This window comes from Spirosoma sp., from assembly GCF_048594605.1.
Lineage (GTDB): Bacteria > Bacteroidota > Bacteroidia > Cytophagales > Spirosomataceae > Spirosoma.
In genome coordinates this window covers 1-5,196 of the sequence record NZ_JBMDWV010000035.1, presented here as the reverse complement: position 1 = coordinate 5,196, position 5,196 = coordinate 1, and the positions used below count along the sequence as shown (strand labels likewise).

Here is a 5,196-nt window from a genome sequence, read left to right as displayed (position 1 = left end):
CTGGCATCGTGGGGCGTCGCAGGCTGGTTTCGGTGCCGATTTTAAGGAGAAACTTACCCGCCCGGGTGCCTGGAGCGTGTTTATGATGATGCAGGGCGAAACGGTTCCGCGCTATGAAAATCACGTCCGGCTCAGCACCGACAAAAAAGATGTCTGGGGAATTCCGCAGCTCGTTACGTCCATTGATTACACAGATAATGACCTGAAAATGATGAAGGACTTTCTGGATCAGGGAGCCGACATGCTCGAAAAATCAGGATGCAGGAACATAAAGCCTTATGACGACCACCGAAATCCGGGCCTTGATATTCACGAGATGGGTGGCGTCAGAATGGGACGCGACCCCAAAACCTCGCTGCTTAATGCACATAATCAGCTTCACCAGGTCAAGAACGTGTTTGTTACGGATGGGGCGGCTATGGCCTCAACCGGCAACCAGAATCCATCCATTACGTTTATGGCGCTCACAGCACGAGCGGCTAACTTCGCTGTGAGAGAGATGAAAAAAGGAAATTTATAAGTCTGCAATTTATTGACGTGAGTAATCCAAACCAATCCCTAAAAACAAAACTCTTCGCTCTTTGCCAGGCCTACGTGCAGCAACGTATCGACACGGCTCGTCAGGCGATGGAAGCTGCGCAGGAGGCCGCTAATTCGGAAGAGAAAAGTAGCGCCGGTGATAAATATGAAACAGGGCGGGCTATGGCTCAACTTGAGCGCGACCGCCATGCGCAGCTGTTGGCCGAAGCGATGAAGCTACGTCAGGATTTAGAGCGGCTGTCGGCCGATAAGCTATACGATACCGTTCAGCCTGGCAGTTTAGTAACGACTAACCGGGGCATCTTTTTTGTCAGTATCAGCGCCGGTAAGCTTTCGCTGGATGCCAAAGACTATTTTGCTGTTTCGCCAGCTTCGCCTATTTCGTTGGCGTTGTTGGGGCGGAAAACGGGCGATAGCGTTACGTTCAATAACTTGACGTATCAAATCCAGGAGATTGTCTGATAAATGCGATAGCCTATCCTTTGAGATACTCAGACGGAGTTTTCTGGTAAAACTCTTTAAATACTTTGGTAAAGTAGGAGGGAGACTCGAAACCGACCATATAAGCTGTTTCGGACATATTATGGCCTAGTCGTAACAAATCAACCGCCTTGCGAAGCCGGTATTGACGAATCAGCTCATTCGGCGACAGATGCGTTAGGGAGTGAATTTTAGAATACAGCGTCTTGCGGCTCATCGCTAACTGGTCGGCCAGCCATTCAACGCTCAGCGAAGAGTCATCCAGATGGTCGTCAATGAGTTGATAAAAGCGATGCAAAAACTGGTTCTGCACCGTTTCGAGCGGAGCAGGCGCGTCGGGCTGGGCGAGTGTGCGCTGGTACTGCTCACGTAGCTTCTGCTGGCGGTCGAGCAGATTACGTAGCCGCAGCCGGAGTTCGCCTACGTGAAAAGGCTTTGTTACGTATTCGTCGGCCCCGTATTCAAAACCTTTCAGCCGATTTTCCTGCTCAACACTGGCTGTCAGCAAAATAACCGCAATATGATCCGTTGCCGGGTCGGTCTTGAGTTTCTCGATGAGTGAATACCCATCCATACGGGGCATCATCAAATCTGAGACGATGACATCTGGTAATTCTTCTTTAGCCAGCATCCAGCCTTCGTAGCCATTCGCTGCCGAGCGAATCCGGTACGTAGTGGCCAGTTCCGTCACGATAAACTCCCGCACTTCGGGATTGTCCTCTACCACAAGCACCAAGGGGGTAGTACTGGGAAGTTCGGTAACATCCCCTGCTGCAGGATCGGCAATTGGCGTATCAATACTGAGAGTGTGCGCTACGGTAGAGATAGCGTCTGTGGTGGTTCCTGACTGTATAACAGGTATCTCGATCAGAAAATGGGTTCCGCTTGGCTCGGCAGATAGATTCGCCTGGCTTTTAACATGAATTTTTCCTCCCAGCCGGTTTGTTAGTTCATGCACAAGCGCTAAGCCAATTCCAGTGCCTTCATACGATCGTGTGCGTGAATTTTCAACCTGATAGAATCGGTTGAAAATATGGGGTAGTTTATCGTCTGGAATACCAATTCCTGTATCGCTAATGGTCAGATGGGCGGCTGTATCCGACTGATTCAACTGAACCTTTATTTCACCTGATTCCGTAAACTTAATGGCATTGGACAGCAGGTTATACATTATTTTCTCCCATTTCCCTGCGTCGAAGACGTAATTGCCGGAAGGCATCGTGGTTTGATACGTTAAGGCTAGTTGTTTGATGTCGGCGGAGGGCCGAAATAAATCAACAATCTGACCAACGAAGCCAGGTAGATCGCCGACTTCATTGACCAGGTCCATGCGCTGAGCCTCCAGCTTGGTGATGTCCAGTAACTGGTTAATCAGCCGAAGTAATTGCCGGGCGTTACGTCGGACGGTCATCAACTGTTGCTGGTAGGGGGGCGGTAAGTCTGAGTCTTCCAGCAGTTTATCTACCGGCGAAACAATTAAAGTAAGCGGGGTGCGAAGCTCATGGGTAATGTTGGTGAAAAAACGGGTTTTCATTTCATCAACGGCCTTTAGCTCCATCGTTTCACGTAGCTGGTTCGCCGAACGGATTGTTTTTTCGAGGGTAGCTTCCAGGTCTTTGAAATTGATGGGCTTGGTAATGAAATCGAAAGCGCCCCGGTTCATGGCCGTTCGGATATTATTCATGTCGCCGTAGGCCGTTACCATTACCGTGCGGACAATAGGATTGATATCCGGTAGTTTGGCCAGCAGGGTCAGGCCGTCCATCCCAGGCATATTAATATCGCTGAGCACAACGTCGATATCAGGCTGCTGCTCAAGGACTGTTAAGGCTTCACGGCCATCGCGGACGTAAACAAATTCGTAGGTATCTGATTGAATCTGCTTCCGAAAAAGCTGCTTGAAGAGCGCTTCCAAATCATCCTCATCATCTACAAGTAGAATTTTTGTTTTCATTCCGACCCAGCCTTACTCTAGTCAAACTTTTACTCGACAAAAATAGTGGAGTTATTGGGCAAACCAATAAAATAGCTTACTAAATCGACAGATATATGTATATAAAACTTAGTTCATGTTACTCCTTTTGTTCTAAGCTGCACAAAGAGGCAACGTAATCTTTACTGCCATCCGTAACCCAAGAATCGAGCTGAGCAGGGTCTTTTAGCTGCTGTCCGCGCTGTCTGGGTACTACTACGTAACCACACCTGACATCCGCTAAGGCCGACATGTCGCTCCATAGCTTTTCGATTTGCGCAACCGGATAAATATCTTCCTGACCATGCCCCCAGCGATATTTTACGTCTTTAATGGTAACGTAGGTAGGGATCCGGTGCGCTACGCTACGTACGGCTTTGGCTAGTTGAGCTTCATCGCCAGTTTGCAGATCGTCGCGACTTAAACCAAACAGTTGAAGCAGCGGATCAATCTGTATCCAGGTCGTGTTGGAGTTATAATAGCTGAGTTTAAGTTCGTCTTCTTCCCGAGGCTGCGCCAGACCTTCCAGCAGGCGAATATGACCATTGACCCGGGCCAATCCACCCCCCCGATCCTCGATACGACGCGGGACAACCTCAAACGTAAGTACATTGCCCGATTCGAGGTGGTAACCCAGAATGGCAGGGTCAATATCGGCTCCCAGCGTATCAATGTTATGAAGCATGAGGGTCTCTACCTGCGGGTGTTCGGCCAGAAGCTGAGCCAGAGTTCCGTTACGTAGCAGGTTGGATACTTCGTACCAGTGACCCAGGGGCGAAAACCGTTGGGCAGCGATGTTGTCGACGTAGTCAGTTCCTTCGCCTTTCGATTTGGCCCAGGAAATCATTGCCTGCCGGACGGCATCACGAACTTTTTGCTTATTCTCGTCCAGGGTTTCCTGCGGCATCTCTTCCCACATAAACCGCAGATCGCGTTCCATAGGCACAAACCGTTGCCCGATGGAACGTCCCGGCGATAGGAACGTTGGTCCATGATATCCGAAATTGCCCGTCTGTTCCAGTTTTTTCCGGATTGGCTCATGGGTCAGATAGCTGGTAGCTACCAGATGCGGAATCGTAGCGCTGTATTTCTGGGCAACTTTCCGCGTTTTGGCCAGGTGCATTTCCAGAAAGCTTCGATGAACACCCGCTATTTCGACAAATGGATTAATCGTTTTGATGACACCCGCTCCTTTTGTCCAGCGTCTGCCTACGCCAGCGCCCAGGCTCAACACCCCAACTTTACCCGCCCGGATAGCTGTTTCGCCAACAGCGATGAACGGAGTCAGGGCTGCTGACTGGGCAATTTCGTCGGGCTGAACATCCTCAATTGTGGTTTCGGCCAACAGCCGATTTCGCGACAACCCTATCCGGCCTTTTTGCAGCTCTTCCCGAATTTCTTCGTGCTGAATGTAGTCGAATCCATTCTCTTTTTTTATCTGATCCGCTTTTTCGTTTTCGATGCTGCGGTTGCCCTGCGAGGTTGGGTCCGATACGTTAAACAGATTGCTGATAATCGTACGAAGTAGCGGATATGCCTGATTGTTCTGCTCGCAATACGTAGTGAAATAATCGATTTCAGCCCGACGGATATACGGAATGGAAGCGGGGTCTTTCCGGACCAATTCCGATACATGAATACCGTAATAAGGCTCTGGCATCATGGCTTCACTACCTTCGTGCAGGCTTGCCCAGGTTCCTTTGGGGTTGATGCTCCAGTTGTAAACTACGGGCTCCATGGCAAAGGGCAGCGAGTCGGATAATTCTCTTTTTGTTTTCCGCAGAATCTCCAGAACCTGTATTTTGTAATCCTCGTAATGCGCCGGATTAACGAACATGCCCATACCACCACCCGACATGCCTCCCAGCATCAGAAACCCGTAATAGTCGTCGCCAAACTGTTTCCTGGCTTTGGCAATAATCTGCTCGGTGAAATAGGTAGAAGCCCAGGGAATAATTGTCTTGATGGGGTACTCCCAGTTGCGGGCCGTATTGGCGGCTAATTTCTTGATATCGCCTTCCTGAATAGCGCCCAGAATATTATCGAAAATCTGGTTCGTTTGCTGGCGGGCGGCCCATTCTTTTTCACCACGGAGGAGGTACTTTTCGGATACCATTTCCAGAATCGGACCAACATTGGAAGCCATGCCACCATGCATGAGCACCAGCGAATTCATGAGTTTTTCTTCAATCTCAGGATGAACA

At 49.7% G+C, this 5,196-nt stretch carries 4 protein-coding genes; 2 read left to right on the top strand and 2 right to left on the bottom strand.

What is annotated here, in order from left to right; genetic code table 11:
* Positions 1 to 520, top strand: a 520-nt coding sequence (locus ACOJS8_RS01790; RefSeq protein ID WP_420146812.1) for a GMC family oxidoreductase, incomplete at its 5' end; no start/stop codon positions are given.
* 17 nt (positions 521 to 537) lie between these two features.
* Positions 538 to 1,002, top strand: coding sequence for a 3-oxoacyl-ACP synthase (locus ACOJS8_RS01785; RefSeq protein WP_420146811.1), 465 nt, complete (start codon positions 538 to 540; stop codon positions 1,000 to 1,002).
* 13 nt (positions 1,003 to 1,015) lie between these two features.
* Here ACOJS8_RS01785 and ACOJS8_RS01780 read toward each other — a convergent pair whose 3' ends face one another.
* A complete protein-coding gene (locus tag ACOJS8_RS01780) occupies positions 1,016 to 2,974 on the bottom strand; it encodes a response regulator (protein ID WP_420146810.1) in 1,959 nt (652 codons plus the stop codon).
* Positions 2,975 to 3,092: 118 nt separating this feature from the next.
* A partial coding sequence (locus ACOJS8_RS01775) for a UTP--glucose-1-phosphate uridylyltransferase (RefSeq protein ID WP_420146809.1) occupies positions 3,093 to 5,196 on the bottom strand: 2,104 nt, incomplete at its 5' end.